21 protein-coding genes are annotated in these 17,845 nt (G+C 53.8%); 11 read left to right on the top strand and 10 right to left on the bottom strand.

The window, feature by feature from the left end; genetic code table 11:
- The first annotated feature begins 2 nt into the window (after nt 1–2).
- The 3 genes from ACX3P5_RS21385 to ACX3P5_RS21375 all read left to right on the top strand — a co-directional run bounded on the left by ACX3P5_RS21385 (nt 3) and on the right by ACX3P5_RS21375 (nt 2,535).
- The gene (locus tag ACX3P5_RS21385; protein WP_458969337.1) at nt 3–1,037 is read left to right on the top strand and encodes an alpha/beta hydrolase; all 1,035 of its coding nucleotides are present in this window, start codon (nt 3–5) and stop codon (nt 1,035–1,037) included.
- Between the two features lie 193 nt (nt 1,038–1,230).
- Nucleotides 1,231–1,974, top strand: coding sequence for an SDR family oxidoreductase (locus ACX3P5_RS21380; protein ID WP_233988369.1), 744 nt, complete (start codon nt 1,231–1,233; stop codon nt 1,972–1,974).
- Between the two features lie 108 nt (nt 1,975–2,082).
- Nucleotides 2,083–2,535, top strand: coding sequence for a cyclophilin-like fold protein (locus ACX3P5_RS21375; protein WP_458969336.1), 453 nt, complete (start codon nt 2,083–2,085; stop codon nt 2,533–2,535).
- Nucleotides 2,536–2,590: 55 nt separating this feature from the next.
- On the opposite strand, the gene ACX3P5_RS21370 is transcribed toward ACX3P5_RS21375, so the two are convergent.
- From ACX3P5_RS21370 to ACX3P5_RS21360, 3 genes are all read right to left on the bottom strand, one after another.
- Entirely contained in the window at nt 2,591–3,343 is a 753-nt protein-coding gene (locus ACX3P5_RS21370) for a carboxymuconolactone decarboxylase family protein (protein WP_262287713.1), read from the bottom strand.
- Nucleotides 3,344–3,351: 8 nt separating this feature from the next.
- On the bottom strand, nt 3,352–3,837 hold the full coding sequence (locus ACX3P5_RS21365) for a (R)-mandelonitrile lyase (protein WP_458969335.1): 486 nt from the start codon (nt 3,835–3,837) through the stop codon (nt 3,352–3,354).
- Between the two features lie 153 nt (nt 3,838–3,990).
- Nucleotides 3,991–5,205 carry an MFS transporter gene (locus ACX3P5_RS21360; protein WP_458969334.1) on the bottom strand — a complete coding sequence of 405 codons (1,215 nt, stop codon included), beginning with the start codon at nt 5,203–5,205 and terminating at the stop codon, nt 3,991–3,993.
- Between the two features lie 515 nt (nt 5,206–5,720).
- Here ACX3P5_RS21360 and ACX3P5_RS21355 point away from each other — a divergent pair.
- Complete coding sequence (locus tag ACX3P5_RS21355) at nt 5,721–6,605, top strand: LysR family transcriptional regulator (RefSeq protein ID WP_233988373.1); 885 nt, start codon at nt 5,721–5,723, stop codon at nt 6,603–6,605.
- A gap of 242 nt (nt 6,606–6,847) precedes the next feature.
- On the opposite strand, the gene ACX3P5_RS21350 is transcribed toward ACX3P5_RS21355, so the two are convergent.
- From ACX3P5_RS21350 to ACX3P5_RS21340, 3 genes are all read right to left on the bottom strand, one after another.
- Nucleotides 6,848–7,042 carry a biofilm development regulator YmgB/AriR family protein gene (locus tag ACX3P5_RS21350; protein ID WP_458969475.1) on the bottom strand — a complete coding sequence of 65 codons (195 nt, stop codon included), beginning with the start codon at nt 7,040–7,042 and terminating at the stop codon, nt 6,848–6,850.
- 195 nt (nt 7,043–7,237) lie between these two features.
- Nucleotides 7,238–7,426: a con-10 family general stress protein gene (locus ACX3P5_RS21345; RefSeq protein WP_233988374.1), complete on the bottom strand. Its 189-nt coding sequence runs from the start codon at nt 7,424–7,426 to the stop codon at nt 7,238–7,240.
- Between the two features lie 855 nt (nt 7,427–8,281).
- A complete protein-coding gene (locus ACX3P5_RS21340; RefSeq protein ID WP_233988375.1) occupies nt 8,282–8,857 on the bottom strand; it encodes a TetR/AcrR family transcriptional regulator in 576 nt (191 codons plus the stop codon).
- 115 nt (nt 8,858–8,972) lie between these two features.
- Between ACX3P5_RS21340 and ACX3P5_RS21335 the strand changes: the two genes are divergently transcribed.
- Nucleotides 8,973–10,403, top strand: a complete 1,431-nt coding sequence (locus tag ACX3P5_RS21335) for an amidase (RefSeq protein WP_458969333.1) — start codon at nt 8,973–8,975, stop codon at nt 10,401–10,403.
- A gap of 114 nt (nt 10,404–10,517) precedes the next feature.
- On the opposite strand, the gene ACX3P5_RS21330 is transcribed toward ACX3P5_RS21335, so the two are convergent.
- The 3 genes from ACX3P5_RS21330 to ACX3P5_RS21320 form a co-directional block, all read right to left on the bottom strand.
- Nucleotides 10,518–11,273, bottom strand: coding sequence for an alpha/beta hydrolase (locus ACX3P5_RS21330; protein ID WP_336756045.1), 756 nt, complete (start codon nt 11,271–11,273; stop codon nt 10,518–10,520).
- 176 nt (nt 11,274–11,449) lie between these two features.
- On the bottom strand, nt 11,450–12,865 hold the full coding sequence (locus ACX3P5_RS21325) for an NAD-dependent succinate-semialdehyde dehydrogenase (protein ID WP_458969332.1): 1,416 nt from the start codon (nt 12,863–12,865) through the stop codon (nt 11,450–11,452).
- A 99-nt stretch (nt 12,866–12,964) separates the two neighbouring features.
- Entirely contained in the window at nt 12,965–13,774 is an 810-nt protein-coding gene (locus tag ACX3P5_RS21320; RefSeq protein WP_233988379.1) for a helix-turn-helix transcriptional regulator, read from the bottom strand.
- A gap of 226 nt (nt 13,775–14,000) precedes the next feature.
- Between ACX3P5_RS21320 and ACX3P5_RS21315 the strand changes: the two genes are divergently transcribed.
- From ACX3P5_RS21315 to ACX3P5_RS21300, 4 genes are read left to right on the top strand one after another with little or no spacing between them, the layout of a single operon-like run.
- Nucleotides 14,001–14,624: a pyridoxamine 5'-phosphate oxidase family protein gene (locus ACX3P5_RS21315; protein WP_458969331.1), complete on the top strand. Its 624-nt coding sequence runs from the start codon at nt 14,001–14,003 to the stop codon at nt 14,622–14,624.
- Between the two features lie 58 nt (nt 14,625–14,682).
- Complete coding sequence (locus ACX3P5_RS21310; RefSeq protein WP_458969330.1) at nt 14,683–14,913, top strand: IS110 family transposase; 231 nt, start codon at nt 14,683–14,685, stop codon at nt 14,911–14,913.
- Nucleotides 14,914–14,922: 9 nt separating this feature from the next.
- Nucleotides 14,923–15,228, top strand: a complete 306-nt coding sequence (locus ACX3P5_RS21305; RefSeq protein ID WP_458969329.1) for a hypothetical protein — start codon at nt 14,923–14,925, stop codon at nt 15,226–15,228.
- Nucleotides 15,209–15,436: a transposase gene (locus ACX3P5_RS21300; RefSeq protein WP_458969474.1), complete on the top strand. Its 228-nt coding sequence runs from the start codon at nt 15,209–15,211 to the stop codon at nt 15,434–15,436. Before ACX3P5_RS21305 ends, ACX3P5_RS21300 begins: the two co-directional genes overlap by 20 nt.
- A 367-nt stretch (nt 15,437–15,803) precedes the next feature.
- Here ACX3P5_RS21300 and ACX3P5_RS21295 read toward each other — a convergent pair whose 3' ends face one another.
- Nucleotides 15,804–16,439, bottom strand: a complete 636-nt coding sequence (locus ACX3P5_RS21295) for a glutathione S-transferase family protein (protein WP_458969328.1) — start codon at nt 16,437–16,439, stop codon at nt 15,804–15,806.
- A 353-nt stretch (nt 16,440–16,792) separates the two neighbouring features.
- On the opposite strand from ACX3P5_RS21295, the gene ACX3P5_RS21290 reads away from it, so the two are divergent.
- Together ACX3P5_RS21290 and arsH are read left to right on the top strand one after the other, a co-directional pair.
- Entirely contained in the window at nt 16,793–17,134 is a 342-nt protein-coding gene (locus tag ACX3P5_RS21290) for an ArsR/SmtB family transcription factor (protein WP_458969327.1), read from the top strand.
- On the top strand, nt 17,122–17,844 hold the full coding sequence (gene arsH / locus ACX3P5_RS21285; protein WP_458969326.1) for an arsenical resistance protein ArsH: 723 nt from the start codon (nt 17,122–17,124) through the stop codon (nt 17,842–17,844). The genes ACX3P5_RS21290 and arsH overlap by 13 nt, the downstream gene beginning before the upstream one ends.
- Nucleotide 17,845 lies beyond the last annotated feature (1 nt).

Here is a 17,845-nt window from a genome sequence, read left to right as displayed (position 1 = left end):
CCATGAAAAAAATCAGTTTAGCTTTAGCGCTCGCCATCAGTACAGTTTCATTTTCATCGCTCGCCCAGGATATGTCGCACGGCGCGGATAACTTTTATAAAAGCCGTGACGTCGCTCAGCAAAAAGTTTCATTCAATAATCAGTATCGAATGAAAATTGTCGGCAACCTGTTTACCCCGAAAAACTTTGACCCGAAGCGTCACTATGCCGCGATCGTGGTTGGTCATCCTATGGGGGCGGTGAAAGAACAAAGCTCCAGCCTCTATGCACAGAAACTGGCTGAACAGGGTTTTGTCACGCTGGCTATCGATCAGTCATTCTGGGGCGAGAGTGAAGGTGAACCGCGTAATGCGGTCGCGCCGGATATTTATGCCGAAGCATTCAGCGCAGCCGTCGACTTCCTCGGTACCCGACCCTTTGTCGATCGTGAACGCATCGGTGCGTTAGGTATCTGTGGCAGCGGCAGCTTCGTTATCAGCGCAGCGAAAATCGATCCGCGCATGAAAGCGATCGCCACGGTCAGCATGTATGACATGGGTGCCGCCAACCGCGACGCGCTGAATCATTCGCTTTCCGTCGCTCAGCGTAAACAGATAATTGCCCAGGCGGCACAGCAGCGCTACGCCGAGTTCAACGGTGCCGAGCCCGCCGTGGCAGGCGGCACCGATCTGAAACTGACCGCCGATACGCATCCGATTCAGCGTGAATTTTATGATTTTTATCGCACACCACGCGGTGAGTTTACGCCGGCAGGCGCCTCCGACCAGCGCACCACTAAGCCAACCGTTACCAGCAACGTGAAATTCATGAACTTCTATCCGTTCAACGATATAGAAACCATCTCTCCGCGTCCGATGCTGTTTATCTCCGGCGATCAGGCGCATTCAAAAGAGTTTAGCGAGGCGGCCTATAAACAAGCGGGTCAGCCGAAAGAGCTTTACTGGGTTAAAAATGCCGGACATGTCGACCTCTATGACCGCACCGATCTGATTCCTTTTACCAAACTGGGCAGTTTCTTCCAGTCCAGCCTGAAATAAAGATGGCGATACGCCGCAGCGATAATGGCTGCGGCGTTTCACTCTGATGCATTTTACTGATCCCGGAATTATTTGGCTTTTTATTTCGAAGAAACCACGCATCAAAGGCGCTCATTCAAAGGTGAACGCTTTTTATTAATAAGCGATGGCAGTCACGCTTACATTCAGAATAAGGTCAACAAGGAGAAGGCTAATGATTAAAGAGAAAGTGATTATTATTACCGGTGCGTCATCCGGTATTGGTGAGGCGACAGCGAAATTGCTTGCCCGCCAAGGCGCCAGAGTGGTGCTGGGCGCCCGCCGTGAAGAGAATCTGAAGCGTATTACTGACGAAATCGTTGAGCAAGGTGGACAGGCCGTTTATCAGGTGCTGGACGTCACCCGCCAGGAAGAAAACGATCGCATCGTTAAACTGGCGCTGGAGACCTTTGGGCAAGTCGACGTGATCTTCCTTAACGCCGGGTTGATGCCCCTCTCTCCGCTCTCGGCGATGAAAACTGACGACTGGCATCAGATGATCGATGTGAATGTTAAAGGGGTGCTGAACGGCGTGGCGGCGGTGCTGCCACACTTTACGGCGCAGAAATCGGGACAGGTCATCGCGACCTCTTCCGTGGCCGGCCTGAAAGCCTATCCCGGCGGGGCGGTCTATGGTGGCACCAAATGGTTCGTGCGCGATTTTATGGAAGTGCTTAGGATGGAATCTGCGCTGGAAAAAACCCACATCCGCACCACGACGCTCTATCCTGCTGCGATCAACACTGAGTTGCTGTCGACCATCAGTGAAAAAGAGACGCGCGATCAGATGCAGGGACTGTATGACACCTATGGCATCCCACCGGAAAGAATTGCCAGCGTGGTCGCGTTTGCCATCGATCAGCCGGAAGACACCACCGTTAACGAGTTCACCATTGGCCCGGCAAACCAGCCCTGGTAACCGGCTCATGCGTAGCGTCACCTGCCGTCTCGCGGCAGCGGCCTCTGTCGCTGAACAGCGGTTAAGCCAGGTTCAGCGGCGGATTTCGGTTCCTAAAGGGAGTCAGAGATGCGATTACCCCTCAGATTAGTGACGCTCGGTTTGCTGAGTTTCGCGACATCCGGATTCGTCCAGCCTAAGGCGGTAGCCGCGACAGCGGCACCGGAAGAGAAAATGATAACAATGCGTATTGATCAACAACCTTTCACGCTTGTTCCGGCCGATAATGCGGCATCACGCGCGTTGATGAAACAGCTGCCGCTTAGCGTGGAAATGCATGAGCTGAACGGGAATGAAAAGTTCACCGATCTCACCTTCTCGTTACCGGTCGGCCCGGTTGTTACGGGCGAGATCAACGCCGGGGATGTCATGCTGTATGGCACCCATACCCTGGTGTTATTTTATCGATCTTTTCAGACCTCTTATCGCTACACGCGGATTGGCCGGATAGCCCATCCCGAAACGCTGGAGCAGCATGCGGGGATGAAAGCGGCGAAAATTAGCGTGACGTTGTCACCCTAAACCACAGCGCGTTTCCCCTGACATAAGCGCCGGAGCCCGCTCCGGCGCTTATCCGTTATTTCTGTTCCACAGAATCGAGCGCCGCCTCAAGACGATCGGCCCAGCCGCGCGCGCCCTGCTGCCTGAAAACCGGCACCAGCTCTCGCAGCTGATCCCTGCTCAGTCCGACATTCAGGCTGATGCCGAGGTGCGCTTTTAGCTGTGGTTCCACCCCTTCCAGGGCGGCCAGCGTGCCGACCGTTGCCAGTTCGCGATTTTTCCAGCTCAGGTTATCGCGCTCAAAAATATCCCCGAACAGGTGTGACTGTAGGTAATCGTTCATCACCGGCGCGAAGTCAAACAGGGGTCCGGCTACCGGGCTGCCAACCAGCGCTGTCTGGTTGCGTTTACCGGCGGCAGGCATCGCCTCCGGCGTCGGAATCGGTCCTGGCTCACGACCTGGCGCATCCTGTTTGCCCTGTTGTCGCCGGGCTTCTGTGACTTTCATCAGTTCACCCAGCGCATTAAGACTGCGCGGAAAACCGGCATAGGCATAAAGCTGCACCAGCACCTCACGGCAGTCACTCAGGGTCAGACCCTCATCCAGAGCGCGATTCAGCGCCGCGTTCAGTCCGGTCAGATCGCCTGTGGCAGCCCAGGCGGCGAGGGTCGCGATATTCTTCTGTTGCAGGGAGAGTGGCTCGGTCTGTTTCTGCATCTGTACCTCGATTTTTTTCCGTTCAGCCTCCGGGCTGGCTTCCGCCGCACCCAGCGACGGGGCCAGAGCCATGCAGAGTATCAGTGCGGTATTCATCTGTTTAATCATCATGTTGTCTCTTACGATTTGCCTGCTGCGCCATACTGCTCATCGCTGACCTTCTCCAGCCAGTTCACTACCCTGCCATCCAGCGCTTCCGCGATGGCGATATGAGACAGGCCTTGATGCGGAGTGGCTCCGTGCCAGTGTTTGACGCCAGCCGGAATCCAGACGATATCGCCCGGCCGGATTTCGCGCACCGGCTCTCCCCATGCCTGCACCCGACCCGCGCCAGCGGTCACAATCAGCGTCTGACCCAGAGGATGGGTATGCCATGCGGTGCGGGCTGCTGGCTCAAAGATCACGGTAGCTCCACTGACCCGCGCAGGTGCGCTTGCCTGGAAAGGCGCATCAATTCGCACTGCGCCGGTGAAGGTATTAGCGGGTCCCTTAACCGAGGGTTTATCGCCGCTGTGGGACAGCGTCAACGATGCTTCCTTTTCCTGAGCGGAAACGGCTGAGATGGAGAGCGCAAGTGCAAGCGCCATGACGGTGAGTTTCTTCATACGGCTCCTTACTGACCGGGGTTAAACCATTCAGAACGGTTGTCGCGTGCTCAGACGTTCTCTTGCGATGAGGTGACGCAACGGCACGGTTTGGGTTAGCGCGCTGAGATCACGGCCCGGCGGCGGACCCACTGCCGGACCGGTTCGTCAGCGCTACGCAGGCTGCTGCTGGCCCTGCACAGCCAGGCCACGGCGAGCGGCCAGCACGGCAAACAGCGCAGAGAACAGCAGGATCACCACGCCAAAGGCAAACGGGCTCCACCAGCCAGCCGCGTCGAAGAGCTGACCACCGAGGCTGGCACCCAGCGTGATCGCCAGCTGGATCACTGCCACCATTAATCCGCCGCCCGCTTCAGCCTCTCCCGGCAGCGCGCGGCTGAGCCACAATCCCCAGGCGACGGGCGCTGGCGTGGCAATTAATCCCCACAGCGTTAACAGCAGGCCCGTTCCCCACAGGGAGTGCCCCTCCACGATCAGCAGACCGCCAATCAGCGCCATCGCCAGCGGGATCACCACCAGCCAGATAAACAGGCGGTGCGCCAGCAGGCGCCCGATAAACCAGGTTCCCACCAGACCGGCGGCACCCAGCAGCAGCAATATCAATGAGAGCGCATCCACGCTGGCACCGGTTACCGACTCCATAAAGGGGCGCAGATAGGTAAAGATGCTGAACTGCCCCATGAACAGAAACATAATGCCGGTCATTCCCAATGCGACATGCGGATGTCGCAGTAACCGCAGTGGGGATGCCGTAACCTTTGTCGTGGCACCTGATAGAGAAGGAATGCTGCGCCATTGCCAGATAAAAGCGACCAGCGCCAGCGGCACCACCATAAAAAAGACACCACGCCAGCCAATATACTGCCCGAGAAAACTGCCGAGCGGTGCCGCAACCGTGGCCGCCAGCGCGTTACCGCCATTGATCAGCGCCAGCCCTTTAGCCACCGAGTGGCGTGGAACCAGCCGCATCACCGTAGCGGTGGACATCGACCAGAATCCTCCAATAGCAACGCCCAGCAGCGCACGCCCCAGCATAAACATGACGCCATTTACGGCGAAGGTCACCACCAGACCAGAAAGCGCCAGTAACAGCGTAAAGGTTACCAGCACCTTTTTACGGTCGCGCTGACCGGTTAACGGGGTATTAAGCAGGCTGGTGAGCACGGCAAAAAAGCCGCTGATCGAGATTGCCTGGCCTGCCTGTCCCTGACTGATGCTGAGATCGCTGGCAATGGGCGTCAGCAAGCTGACCGGCATAAATTCTGAGGCGATGAGTACCACCACGCCCAGCGCCATCGAAAAAATGGCACCCCAGGCAGCACGGTGAGGTTGCGCGGCAGCAGCCGCGTGAAGGTTAACTGAAGACATGTTCATTCCTGCTATGCAAAGACGTCAGCGATTTTATCCCGGAAGGAATGTTTTGATTAATAGCGGTAAACGGGATGCAATTGTGAGATAAATTCATCAATAGGTAGCCGACCGGGCTACGGCACGCAGAACGGCAGCCCATTAATCGCTGAAAAGAGTGCCATCTGCCTTGATCACGCGTCCGCCTGATACCCGCTGGCCTTCAGCGCTTTTGGTTAAATACCGTAACGGCGACAGGGAATGCGCTAAATAAGGTAAAACGGCGGGTTTGTTATGCTGGCAAAAATGAGCGGAATCATTAATCGTATAAGGCGCAATGCCCTGATGAAAGGATTTCTCAAATCATTCTGACCGCCGCCGAACAGCTGCGACTGACCGGAATCAACACGCTCAGTGCGGCCGGTTTAACGGAGCGATCCAGCCCCGTTTAAATAGCAGGGTGATGGCAGCTGGCACTCAGATCCGATAATCTGCAACGACTTGTGAATAGTCGTCACAAATAAAGACAGGATCTTATGAACGATATTCAGGCGTTTATCGCGGTAGCGCGCGAAAAAAGTTTTACTAAAGCCGCCGCAGGGCTCGGCGTCAGCCCTTCTGCGTTAAGTCACACCATCCGTAATCTTGAACAACGGATCGGGGTCCGGCTACTGGCGCGGACTACCCGCAATGTCGCCCCCACCGAAGCCGGTGAAAGATTGCTGAACGCGGTCGCGCCGTTATTTGAACAAATCAATGATGAAATTGAGCGCATCGGCGAATTACGCGATACCCCGGTGGGGAATATTCGTATTACCTGTTCAGATGATGCCGCCGAAGGTTTATTACGGCCAATGCTCCCGGCATTCCTGGAGAAGTATCCGGATATCAACGTTGAAATCTGTATTGACTACGGTTTTACCAACATCGTGTCTGAGCGATTTGATGCGGGCATCAGGCTGGGCGAATCGATCAGTAAGGATATGATCGCGGTGCGCATGGGCCCGGACTGGCGTCTGTCGGTAGTCGGTACGCCCGATTACTTTAACACCCATCCCGTACCGGTTATCCCGCAGGATCTGGCTCATCACCGTTGCATCAATATTCGTCACTCCCCGGTCGGCAGTATTTATGCCTGGGAGTTTGAGAAAGCGGGAAGGAAACTGAATATTCGGGTAAACGGACCGCTGATCTCCAACAGCATTGTCCATGTTCTGAATGGCGCACTGGACGGCATCGGCCTGGCTTATGTACCGGAATCCATGGCTAAGCCGCATATTGAACAAGGAAATCTGGTGGAGGTGCTGGCTGACTGGAGCCCGACATTTGAAGGGTTCCACCTCTATTATCCCAACCGCCGTCATACCTCTTCTGCTTTTGTTGCCTTTGTTGACGCTGTCCGATACCGCGGCAAAGCGTGACGGGATAAGGATGGCAGCATCAGACGAGCGCGGCAGGGAGATCATGACCCACGCCGCCCTCTCAATTACGAAATCCCTCATCAGTGATAAATAAAAAAAAGCCCGTCTTGACGGGCTGAACGCGAAGCGTTGCGTAAAAATCACACCACGATATCCTTCCACCACAGAAGACGTGAGTTTTACTGGATCGCTCTCCGTTAGATAACGGCATAACCTGTAACTCACGAGATCAATGGGTTAAATTACTGCCGGCCAAATAGCATACGAATAGCACGGTAATAGATCCTTTCCTCTTCCATGCTTTCACAAAGCTCAAGACGTTTGACTAATTTACAGCAAATAGCTTTACGATTAATGACCTTATCCGAGCGCATTAATTCACAGACAATAGAGCCGATAATCAGTGACCGTACGACGTTTTCGTCACTGAGATTCATTTTCTCTAAAAATTGAGATAGCAGCTCACTATTATTATCTCGCATAGTTACCTCAACACGATTAAATAATCGCCACTGCTTTCCAGCCATGCAAAAAAGCAAAACACAACCCCGTTTTTTGCATGCGCTATTACTCAGCTAATCAGGCAGAAAATTGAATTAAGCGACCAGCGGTTACTCATCCGACCTTTACTCTCAGCCGGCCGCTTTTTCTGAAGGTGGCCTGCGGCTTATTTTTCCACCCAGCCGTCCCGCTTCAACAGCCCGCTCTGGATTATTTTTGAAGTTTCCCCCACTGATCTGTCCGCCTTTACGTCCCGCTTCACGCGCCCGCTCTGGATTTTCCGCAAAGTTGCCCGAACCACCACGCCGCCGTTGTTGCATAGCCTCACCTCATCTCTATTTACCAATAAAAAGAATTAATAAACCAATCACCCACTGGAATTAAATACTAATTCTCAATCGGATATTATCAAGATAAATATTTAATGCCAAAACAAAGCCCAGCGGCATATTTTAATAGTTTTTAATATTACAGAAAAATAAACCCATCATCAAAATCAATGGGTTGAAAAATTTATTTATACAAGAAGTCGACTGGCTGTATAAATTTGCAAAATGTGCGATATGTGATCTTCATCACATTTATCAATAAAGTCATTCTGTGGCTTCGCTTATAAAAAACCCATTCTCAACTGGTGGAATTTTATTCCATCAACCCGATCGTTAGTAAATTGTTAATCAGGATTAATTGCTATAGACGCTATTTCGAAAATATCCACCGCTGCGGGTGCCTTTGATTTAAATCGTTATTAACGGACCGGCACAATCCGTCCAGTGTAAATCAGGGAAACGAGAGCCAGGGCATGAAGGCTCAGGGAGATAGCCTGGTGACTTTAATTATCTCTGGCACTGATTGCTTTCAACAAGCGGTAGTCACTCTTTTATCGATTCTCGCCCGTTAAGCGAACAAATCAGCGTGCGGCCAGGTTCATGGTGCAGGGTTCAGCAGAGCGACGGGAAAAAAGATGGCTGATTTCCCGGTCACAGCCCGATTCTAAACTTTTTTTCAGGCAGTCAGGTTTAACGCCGCCGTTGTTGGTCTGGAGAAGATGTTTTGCGGTTAATCAGAGGCGATGTCTGCCTGGCCTGAGGATCGCAGGATGCAAAAAGTCAGCACGGTAAGCCGCCGCTACGCCATGCCGGGGTTTGCAGGGTGATGATGACGCGCACCGTCAGTCAGAGCTGCCTGAGCATCGCAGCTAGCTTTTCGAGTACGTAATCCGCCGCGCCTTCAAATCCACTGTTCTGGGCGACCACCTGTAAACCTTCCAGCATCAGGGTGATCTCTTTTGCCTGCGCCTCCGGCTGGCTGGCACCTGCACGGGCACACAGCGCCACCAGCCGATGAAATTGCCGCTGCTTATGCGCAAAAATAGCCTCTCTGACCTCGGGATACTGGCCGGTGGTTTCAGCCAGCGTATTGGTAAACGGGCAGCCTCGCTTTAGCGATCCGCTGAGATTGCCGACAATAAACTGACCAAATCCCAGAATCTGCGCTGCCGGATCGCCAGGAGTCTGCGCTTCAAGCCGATCAAAAACCTGACTGTAGTCCTCTATCAATAATTCGATCCACGCCAGCACCAGGGATTCTTTGGAGGAAAAATGACGATACAGCGTCATCTTGGTGGATTCGGCTCTCTCTGCAATGGCATCTACCGTCACACGGTTAATACCGTCCTGATAAAAAAGCGTTTCAGCCGCCTGAAGAATGCGTTCTCGCGGCGGCAGTCGCGGCTGAGTCTCTCTCGGCATAAATCCCCCTTGCAGCGATACTGGTTAGTATAATACGATACCAATCGGTATCATTTGATACTAACCAGTATACACGCGTGCCTGCTGCTGGTCTTGCCTGACTAACCGGAATCCTATGAAAATTTCAGACTATATCGCCTGTGATGCCACTGATCTCGCCCGATTGATTGCCCAGGGCGAGATAACTGCCGCAGAAGTTAAAGAGGTCGCAGTGAACGCGATCAACAAGGTTAACGGCAGGATCAATGCCGTCATTGAAGTCTGGCAGCAGGAAGAGAGCCAGCCGCAAGGGCCGTTTCAGGGTGTCCCGATGCTGGTAAAAGATCTGGGCATTGCTGTCAAAGGACAACGCAACGAACTGGGTAGCCGGCTGGCGGCAGGCTACCTCTCCCCTCACGATTCCCATCTCGCACAGCGAATGCGGCGCGCCGGTCTGATGTTACTCGGCCGCACCACGACGCCTGAACTCGCTACCAGCACTACGACCGAATCGCAATTTCACGGCGCCACCGCGAATCCGTGGAATCCCGCCTTCAGTGCTGGCGGCTCAAGCGGCGGTTCGGCGGCAGCCGTTGCTGCCGGTATGGTGCCGGCCGCGCACGCAACGGACGGCGGAGGATCGATTCGCGTACCGGCGTCAGCGAATGGACTGTTCGGCTTAAAGCCCAGCCGCGGGCGCATCAGCATGGGACCGGACGTGGATGAAGTCTGGTCCGGGCTGGCGGTGCAGGGTTTTATCAGCCGGACGGTGCGCGATAATGCAGCGCTGCTGGATGCGGTACAGGGCAACCAGGCGGGCGATCCCTTTATTATCGCCTCTGCTGCGCCGAGTCTGCGCGCCTGTGTCGGGCAGGACCCCAACCCGCTAAGAATCGGGGTGATGGCACATCCGCTTAATGGCGCACGCAGTGAGCCGCAGGTGGTTGAGGCGCTGCAACAGACTGTCGGGCAGCTGATTTCGCTGGGCCATCAGGTTGAAGAGGTGTCGCTGGAGATCGGCAGCTGGGACGCATTCGTTGAGATGAACGCGCGATTCTGGGCAGCCAATACCGCGGCATGGATCGATGCGCTGGCCTCAGCGATGAACAGACCGGTAAATGACGATACGCTGGAGCCGACAAATCTGGCGTTGTGGCGACTGGGTCATGCACTTACCGCCACCGATATGATCACCGCAATGCAGATGCGTAACAGCGTCACGCAGAAAATGGCGCAGTTTTATCAGCAATACGATCTGTTACTGACGCCGGTTTTGCCAGCCTCTCCCGCTCTGCTGGGGGAATATCATCGTCACCAGCAACAGCTGGATGGACGCGGCTGGATGCATCACGTCTTCGATCAGTCGCCCTTTACCGCGCTGGCTAATGTCTGCGGCACGCCAGCCATGTCGGTGCCATTGGGTTTCAATCCGGTGAATAACCTGCCGATGGGGATGCAATTTTTGGCCGGTTTCAATCAGGAAGGGCTGTTGTTCAGTCTTGCTGGTCAGCTGGAGCGTGCATTTCCGTGGCATCAGCGAAAGCCGGCAATCCGGGCCGGTGATTGATGCCCGCTGCGCTCAACAGAGGATCGCTTTGGCGGTAAAGCAGAGGCGTATCGGCACACTAAAATGCCCCAGCAGAAGCAGAGTGATCCCTGCTTCTGCTGGTTATAACGGCAATTAGTGAGATAACGTTTTTGCGGCGTCTTCGATAATGGCGGCAATCTTTTTCGGTTGTGAAGCATAAATAGCGTGGTTACCTTTCAATTCGGTCACCTTGCTGTTGGCACGCTTCGCCATAAAGCGTTCCAGTTCAGGATTGATTGCCCGATCCTCAGTGGCAACGACCGCCCAGCTTGGTTTGGTTTTCCATGCCGGTGCGCCAGCCGCCGCACTGAATGCCGCTACCGCAGGCATCACCTGAGAGCGCGCCAGCAGGTCCGTTTCTTTTACCGGTAAATCGGCGGCAAAATCAGCGTGGAAAGAGGCGGGTTGCAGATAGAGGAAATGATCGTCCGTTTCGGCGATAGAGTGCGCAGCGGGCGGATATTTTTTTGCCAGGCTCAGTAATGAATCGCCTGCATCGGGCTCCATCGCCGCAATGTAGACCAGTCCCGCGACAGAAGGATCGTTACCCGCATCGCTGATGATCATCCCACCGTAGCTGTGTCCCACCAGCAGCGTTTTACCGGTCTGCATTTTCAGTACGCGTCGGGTCGCGGCGACGTCATCCGCCAGTGAGGTCTGCGGCTCCTGCACGATAGAGACGTTATAGCCCGCTTTACCCAGCATTCTGGCAATCGGATTCCAGCCAGATCCATCAACAAACGCACCGTGTACCAGCACAATATTTTTTACCGGTTCCGCTACTGAGGTAGCAGCATAGAGAGACATAACCAGACCTAACGCGATAGAGACCATTGATTTATTAAACATTTTATTCACCTTATCCGTTTCAGATTTGTTTTCAGGGCGTGACCTCTCCAGGCCGTGACGGTTTCGTCTTATCGGCCTTATGATCATCAACCCGTTTTTAACGTTGTGTGTTCGCACGGCGCGCCTGACCCGATACGGCGTTGGTTGGCGTCAGCGTGCCTTTCAGGAAAGCCCGATCAGAGCGGATCTTTCGCCCAGACCGCCTGAGCATTGGTAAATTCGCGCAGACCGAAATGGGAGAGTTCCCGACCGTAGCCGCTCTTTTTCACGCCACCAACAGGAATGCGGGCGTTGGTTGCGGAGAAGCCATTAATAAACACCCCGCCGGTTTCCATACGGCGAGCCAGCCGTTGTCCTCGCGTGATGTCGCCGGTCCAGAGATTGCCACCCAGCCCATAATCACTGTTGTTCGCCAGTTCAATGGCATGTTCAGCATTTTTCGCCACCGAGATGGCCGCAACAGGCCCAAAGGTTTCCTCATCAAAGGCCGCCATACCCGGCACCACATCAGCCAGCACCGTCGGAGCATAAAAGTTGCCGCTCCCTTCCAGTTTTCTGCCACCCAGCAGCAGCGTGGCGCCAGCGGCCAGGGTGCGTTCGACCTGATCATGCAGTTCATCACGCAGATCTTTTCTGGCCATCGGTCCTACCTGGGTCTGCGGGTCCCGCGGATCGCCCACTTTCAGCTCACTGACCGCCCTGACGAACTTGCGGGTAAACTCATCAGCAATCGGTGCTTCCAGAATGAACCGCTTCGCAGCCAGACAGACCTGCCCGGCATTCTGGAAACGTGCCTCAACCGCCGCCTTCACCGCCCGATCGATATTGGCATCGGCCAGTACGATAAACGCATCCGAACCGCCCAGCTCAAGCAGGCTTTTTTTCAGCGCCCGGCCCGCAATAGCCGCAACCGCAGAACCGGCCCGCAGACTGCCGGTTAAGGTCACCGCTGCAACACGATCATCTTCAATGACCCGTGCAACCGTTTCGTTGTCGGCAACCAGATTGGTGAACAGCCCTGCCGGGAAGCCTGCGCTTTCATAAACCTCCTGCAGTGCATAAGCCGATCCCATGACGTTGGGCGCGTGTTTCAGGATGAAGCCATTACCGGAGAGCATAATCGGACCCGATGCGCGGATAACCTGCCACAGCGGAAAGTTCCACGGCATCACCGCCAGCACGGAACCGATTGGCAGCCAGGAAACATAGACCCGATCATCGTTTTCGACGGCAACCGGTTCGTCAGCCAGCAGCGCCGGGCCATTTTCCGCAATCCACTCAATGGTGACGGCGCATTTCTCTACTTCTGCACGGGCCGCGGTCAGGGTTTTACCCATCTCTGCGGTGATGATTGCCGCCAGCGTGTCTGAACGTTCACGTAACAGCGCGGCGAGACGACGGTAAGCAGCGACACGCTCACGCATCGGTGTGGCACGCCAGATGCGGAAAGCCGCAGAGTTTTGTTCCAGCAGGCTTTCAATCTGCGCTGCCGTCTGTCCGGCGTAGCGGGCAATCAACTCGTCGGTCGCGGGATTACGGGATACTGCCAATGTGGCTGAAGATGTATCGGGTGTGGCTGATTGAGATGTCATGTTCACTGCCTCCTGAGAGATTTAATGCAGCGCGATTGTGCTGCCTTGAATCCATCTTAGGCATCTCAAATCAGCCCAGGAAGGCGTCTTGTTATCCTATTACTGCGAGTCACTGGCAACGTGTCGGGGGATATAGGTCACCAGTGAGAGGTCGGGTCTGCCTTCCGGTGTTAAGGCGACGTAGGTAAATTCGATGTGTCCGGAGGTCGGATGCATCAGCCGCTTACTGCCTTCGCTCATGCCCATCACTTCGGTGTCCTGCCACCATTCGTGAAACTCCGCTGAGTTTTCGGAGAGCTCTTTGATCAGCGCATCAAAAGGGGCTTTATTTTGTGCGTGGGCCCTTGAGGCGCGAAAAACGGAAATCATGCCGCGCGACATCTGTTCCCAGTCAAGGATCAGCGTCCGGTAGGGCTGATAGAGAAAAAGCAGCCGCAGCGTATTACGTTCGTGCGGCTTCAGCGAACCATAATCGATAAACAGATCGGCAATCGCATCATTCCAGGCGAGGATATCGAGTCGGGTATTGCGAACGTAGGCCGGTATCGGATCGATGGCTCTGACCAGCCTTTCAAGCCCTTCACTGACGCCGGTATCAGCCTGTCGCGCCACCGGTTCTTCGCGGGGCGAAAGCGCAAAAAGATGGGATGATTCGATGCGGTTGAGTTTTAAGACTTTGGCAATCCGCTGCAGCGCATCGGCAGATGGCTTGATTTCTCTCCCCTGTTCGAGCCAGGTATACCAGCTGACGCTGACCCCGGCCAGAATAGCGACCTCTTCCCGGCGCAGGCCTGGCGTGCGTCGGGTCCCTTTCGGCAGACCAAATGCCTGTGGGTCTAGCCTTGCCCGCCGGCTGATTAAAAATGCCCCTAATTCACGCCGCTGCTCTGGTGTGGTTTTTTTTACCATTTAGCATCCCCTCTGATTTTGTTTTTTATTCTGGTTCTGCGAACAACTGACACGCTTTGCTGTTTTTATATCAAGACGGTATTTTTATAAAAGGCTTCGCTCACGGTTACTTACACTCTTTCGCAATCGGCCGGTTAATCCCTGTTGTTTATAGCGCAGAGACGTGGCGCGCCGTAATCTGTAGCCTGGGCCGCGCGAACATAAGAGTGCAACGGAGGTGGAAAAGATGGCTGATGCGACCACAGTAATTACCGAAGTAGCCGAACTTGAACGGATTTATGGTGCGGTTGCCAGACCTTCCCTGATGAAAGTCACCGATCATATTCATCCGGCCTACCGACCCTTTATCGCGGCGGCGTCGTTTGTGGCGCTGGCGACGTCCGGTCCGGACGGGCTGGACGTGTCGCCCAGAGGCGATCCGGCGGGTTTCATCGCGATTGAAGATGACCGCTCGCTGCTGCTGCCTGACCGTCGTGGCAATAACCGCATCGATAGCCTGCGCAACATTCTGCATGACAACCGGGTTGCACTGCTGTTTCTGATTCCCGGTATTGGCGAGACCTTGCGGGTCAACGGCAGTGCGCAAATCAGCACCGATCCCGCGCTGATTGAACGGTTTTCCATCAATCAGCCATCGCCAAAAACCGTGCTGCGCATTACCGTTGAAAGCGTCTTTTTCCAGTGCAGTCGCGCCATTATCCGCTCAAAATTGTGGGACCCTGCGGTGCAGATTTCGCGTCAGAGCCTGCCGAGCACCGGCACGATCCTGAGCCAGCTATCCGCCGCTGAAATTGATGGCAAAGCCTATGATCAAGCCCTGCCGGAACGATTGAAAAACACCTTGTACTAGAGGTGGCTGCGGGTCAATCGGGGCTGATGCTTAGGGTGAAGCACGGCAGATCGCCTCGGTGACTGGCGCGGCTCCGGCTCGGCAGCTGCTGACGGAGTTGGAAGGCCTTCATATATCAGGCGTTATCATGGAGGAGACAAGCCGGTATCACTCTCTGGCTGAATCAGGGCTGATTTCAGCTGGTATGTCTGTTGCTGTCATTAACCCGCGACAGATAAAGAATTTTGCCCGGGCAATGGGAACGGTGGCAAAAAGTGATTCTATCGATGCCAGGATAATCTGCGAATAGGGTCGTCGTATGAAACCGGAATTCAGACCTGCCTGGGACAAAGAGCTTCAGGATCTGGCACTGCTTCTTACCCGGCGGCGTCAGCTGGTACAGAATCGTGTCATGGAAGCTAACAGGCTGCAGGAAAGAAATGGGGTCTGCATTGAGATGGGTATTGCAGAGCACATCGGCTGGCTTAACTCACAGATTGATACTCTGGACCGGGAAATAAAATACCAGCTTAATCAGAATACTGCGCTATCTCCAAAACGAGAAATGCTTGAAAAAGTTAAGGGCATTGGGCCAGTAACTCAGGATCCTGAGCCAGCTTCCTGAGCCAGGAGCGCTAACGCGCAGGCAGATTTCAGCGGGGGTTGGTGTATACCCGTATGACAGAGACAGCGGGCAGCTTCGCGATAAAAGGACTATCTGGGGAGGCAGGGCTGCTCTGCGGGCAACACTATATATGGCGATGCTTTCAGCGGTTCGATATAACCCTCAGATTAGAGAGTTCTGTACATCCTCATTGCACATGGAAAAGTAAAAAAGTCGCGATTACAGCCTGTATCAGAAAATTCATAAGAATATTCAATGCTATGTTCAGGGACCAAAAGGATTGGATATACAGCTAAAAAGATAATTTACGACTCTGGATGAATCAGACGATACGTTACACTGTTCAGTCTGAACGAATACATGGTCCGCTTCGTGCCAGAAGCGGATAGTTGAAATATGATAGTCTCTGATGCTGATCGCAGTAGTTATTCGTCACTCCTGCTTTTTCAGAAGATTATTTATATCAGGCCTTTGTTAGTGCAGGCATTACCTGCCTGACGTACAGTTTTATTGCCAAACATTTCATAAATGTCTTGATTCGGGGCCAATGCGAATTATGGTTTATGGATAAACGCTCATTTAGCTTCCTCTTTAATAGCGCGAGGCATAAGATCATAAGGATGAGCCCATCCCGGTAAGGCTGACAGCCGACGTGTCCAGGCGTGGGTCTGAGGATAGCTTTCCAGATGTATTCCTGTTTCTTCTGTGAAATAAACGTAACCCGCCATGGAAATATCTGCGATCGTAGGTCTGTTGCTGGCAATGAATTGTCGACCTTTCAAATGGTGCTCTACGATCGCAAAGGCATTTTCCGCCTGCATTCGCAGAAATTTTGTGACTTCTGACTCGCCGCTTTTGCGGAGACCGACCATCATGCGCAGCGTCGCGTAATAACTGGAGAATTTGTGGTTATCAAACAACATCCAGCGAAGGATCTCAAGGCGTTCAATATCATTCTCAGCACCAAATCTTCCTGTAAAGTCAGATAAAAATTGCAGAATTACGCCAGACTGGCTTAAACGTCGTCCATCGAACTCAAGTACCGGTATCTCGCCCATCTCGTTGACCAGGGAGGAAAATTCAGCCTTCGAAGCATGATCAAAGAAATTGACGAAATGTGGAGTCCATGGGAGGCCACACAGGTTAAGCATCAAGGCCGCCTTATAAGTGTTTCCCGATTCACCCCGGCCATAAAGTGTAAAACTGGTCATATTGATTTTCTCCAGCCTGAAAAATGTGTGAATACCAACAGATACGCACAGGTCTGTATACTCTGTCGATGAATTTCAGCGACCAATTCGCAAAGTGTAAGTAATAAAAACAACATTAAGTTACCTGTGTGTGCGGACAGGTATGCGTCACGCAGCTGGACTGAAAGACATAAGCAATAACGATACAGGCTGGTGCATTGAGGGCGTTTAAAAGTCTTATCGCATGAGTTATACGGCAGCTTAGTGCCAGCAGCGGACGTTCAGCTTTAACGATCGCTCAAATACAACGATTTCGCGCCTGTTTGACTTCATCATTATTTCCATTATTCTGGAAATATAGTTATGGAGGATGTATGGATTTAAACACAGCAGCAAACGCACTGCGAGAATTAGGACACCCGACGCGCCTGGGCATTTATCGGGAGCTGGTTAAGGCGGGCCATGATGGCCTGCCAGTCGGCGAACTGCAGAAGCGCCTCGGCATTCCGGCGTCCACGCTCAGTCATCACCTTTCTGCGCTTATGTCCGCCGGCCTGATTAGCCAGGAACGGCAGAGCCGCACCCTGTTTTGCAGACCGTGCTATGCGCAGCTTGAACAGCTGATGGCCTTTCTGACAGAAGAATGCTGCGCAGGCGGCAGTGGCAGCCTGTCATCCGCGACGACTCATGAAGAGGCCTCATTATGGAAAACATGAACGATACCCTGAAAAACATTGACCCCACACTTCTGGACGCGCCGATGACGGAAGAGAAACTGCGTCCCAGAGAAGTAGCACATCCGCCCCGTATTCTGATGCTTTACGGCTCGTTGCGGGAACGTTCTTACAGCCGGCTGACGACGGAAGAAGCCGCCCGGGTACTGATGGGAATGGGCGCAGAGGTGAAAATTTTTAATCCGTCCGGTTTGCCGCTGCCTGATGATGCCCCGGAAACACATCCGAAAGTTGTGGAACTGCGCGAGCTGGTTCTCTGGTCGGAAGGTATGGTCTGGTGCTCGCCGGAACGTCACGGCGCCATGACCGGTATCATGAAGGCCCAGATCGACTGGATACCCCTGACGTCCGGAGCCGTCCGGCCTTCTCAGGGAAAAACTCTCGCCGTCATGCAGGTCAGTGGCGGCTCGCAGTCATTTAATGTCGTCAACCAGATGCGAATCCTCGGCCGCTGGATGCGTATGATCACTATCCCGAATCAGTCATCTGTGGCAAAAGCCTGGGCTGAGTTTGAGGAAGACGGTCGCATGAAGCCTTCTCCCTATTATGATCGCATTGTTGATGTAATGGAGGAGCTGATGAAATTCACCCTACTGACGCGCGGACGCAGTAATTACCTGACCGATCGCTACAGCGAAAGGAAAGAAAGCGCTGCGCAGCTCTCAGAGCGGGTCAACCAGCGCAGCATATAAA

The sequence above is a fragment of the Pantoea sp. S-LA4 genome (assembly GCF_054482835.1).
Note: the sequence above shows the minus strand (reverse complement) of the source record. Positions and strands in the feature narration are given on the sequence as shown.

What these genes read in the sequence shown, in the direction of transcription:
- ACX3P5_RS21385 (WP_458969337.1), top strand. Translation starts at nt 3, where the DNA reads ATGAAAAAAATCAGTTTAGCTTTAGCGCTCGCCATCAGTACAGTTTCA.
- ACX3P5_RS21380 (WP_233988369.1), top strand. Translation starts at nt 1,231, where the DNA reads ATGATTAAAGAGAAAGTGATTATTATTACCGGTGCGTCATCCGGTATT.
- ACX3P5_RS21375 (WP_458969336.1), top strand. Translation starts at nt 2,083, where the DNA reads ATGCGATTACCCCTCAGATTAGTGACGCTCGGTTTGCTGAGTTTCGCG.
- ACX3P5_RS21370 (WP_262287713.1), bottom strand. Translation starts at nt 3,343, where the DNA reads ATGATGATTAAACAGATGAATACCGCACTGATACTCTGCATGGCTCTG.
- ACX3P5_RS21365 (WP_458969335.1), bottom strand. Translation starts at nt 3,837, where the DNA reads ATGAAGAAACTCACCGTCATGGCGCTTGCACTTGCGCTCTCCATCTCA.
- ACX3P5_RS21360 (WP_458969334.1), bottom strand. Translation starts at nt 5,205, where the DNA reads ATGTCTTCAGTTAACCTTCACGCGGCTGCTGCCGCGCAACCTCACCGT.
- ACX3P5_RS21355 (WP_233988373.1), top strand. Translation starts at nt 5,721, where the DNA reads ATGAACGATATTCAGGCGTTTATCGCGGTAGCGCGCGAAAAAAGTTTT.
- ACX3P5_RS21350 (WP_458969475.1), bottom strand. Translation starts at nt 7,042, where the DNA reads ATGAATCTCAGTGACGAAAACGTCGTACGGTCACTGATTATCGGCTCT.
- ACX3P5_RS21345 (WP_233988374.1), bottom strand. Translation starts at nt 7,426, where the DNA reads ATGCAACAACGGCGGCGTGGTGGTTCGGGCAACTTTGCGGAAAATCCA.
- ACX3P5_RS21340 (WP_233988375.1), bottom strand. Translation starts at nt 8,857, where the DNA reads ATGCCGAGAGAGACTCAGCCGCGACTGCCGCCGCGAGAACGCATTCTT.
- ACX3P5_RS21335 (WP_458969333.1), top strand. Translation starts at nt 8,973, where the DNA reads ATGAAAATTTCAGACTATATCGCCTGTGATGCCACTGATCTCGCCCGA.
- ACX3P5_RS21330 (WP_336756045.1), bottom strand. Translation starts at nt 11,273, where the DNA reads ATGTTTAATAAATCAATGGTCTCTATCGCGTTAGGTCTGGTTATGTCT.
- ACX3P5_RS21325 (WP_458969332.1), bottom strand. Translation starts at nt 12,865, where the DNA reads ATGACATCTCAATCAGCCACACCCGATACATCTTCAGCCACATTGGCA.
- ACX3P5_RS21320 (WP_233988379.1), bottom strand. Translation starts at nt 13,774, where the DNA reads ATGGTAAAAAAAACCACACCAGAGCAGCGGCGTGAATTAGGGGCATTT.
- ACX3P5_RS21315 (WP_458969331.1), top strand. Translation starts at nt 14,001, where the DNA reads ATGGCTGATGCGACCACAGTAATTACCGAAGTAGCCGAACTTGAACGG.
- ACX3P5_RS21305 (WP_458969329.1), top strand. Translation starts at nt 14,923, where the DNA reads ATGAAACCGGAATTCAGACCTGCCTGGGACAAAGAGCTTCAGGATCTG.
- ACX3P5_RS21295 (WP_458969328.1), bottom strand. Translation starts at nt 16,439, where the DNA reads ATGACCAGTTTTACACTTTATGGCCGGGGTGAATCGGGAAACACTTAT.
- ACX3P5_RS21290 (WP_458969327.1), top strand. Translation starts at nt 16,793, where the DNA reads ATGGATTTAAACACAGCAGCAAACGCACTGCGAGAATTAGGACACCCG.
- arsH (WP_458969326.1), top strand. Translation starts at nt 17,122, where the DNA reads ATGGAAAACATGAACGATACCCTGAAAAACATTGACCCCACACTTCTG.